We start from the raw sequence: 462 nt of genomic DNA on the forward strand, positions 1-462 counted from the left end.
GATCTGGCAGGCGAACATCGGCAAGACGATCGTCGCGCACGTGCCGATCACGAACGGCGCGGTGCAGGAGACGGGCGATTTCGAGCTCGACGGCGTGACGTTCCCGGCCGCCGAGGTGCAGCTCGAATTCATGGATCCGGCCGCCGACGAGGACGGCGCGGGCGGCGCGATGTTCACGACGGGCAACCTCGTCGACGATCTCGACGTGCCGGGCGTCGGCACGCTGAAGGCGACGATGATCAACGCGGGCATTCCGACGATCTTCGTCGACGCCGCGGCGATCGGCTACACCGGCACCGAGCTGCAGGACGCGATCAATTCGGACGCGAAGGCGCTCGCGATGTTCGAGACGATCCGCGCGCACGGCGCGCTGCGCATGGGCCTCATTGCGTCGCTCGACGAGATCGCGACGCGCCAGCACACGCCGAAGGTGGCGTTCGTCGCGAAGCCGGCGGATTACGT

General features: G+C 68.0%; 1 protein-coding gene. It reads left to right on the forward strand.

All coding sequences use genetic code 11. From position 1 onward, the window contains the following. The coding region (locus J5M67_RS28365; RefSeq protein ID WP_279381595.1) for a PrpF domain-containing protein at positions 1-462 on the forward strand (462 nt) is incomplete at both ends.

The organism is Pseudomonas sp. 30_B (genome assembly GCF_017491605.1).
Taxonomy (GTDB): domain Bacteria; phylum Pseudomonadota; class Gammaproteobacteria; order Pseudomonadales; family Pseudomonadaceae; genus Pseudomonas.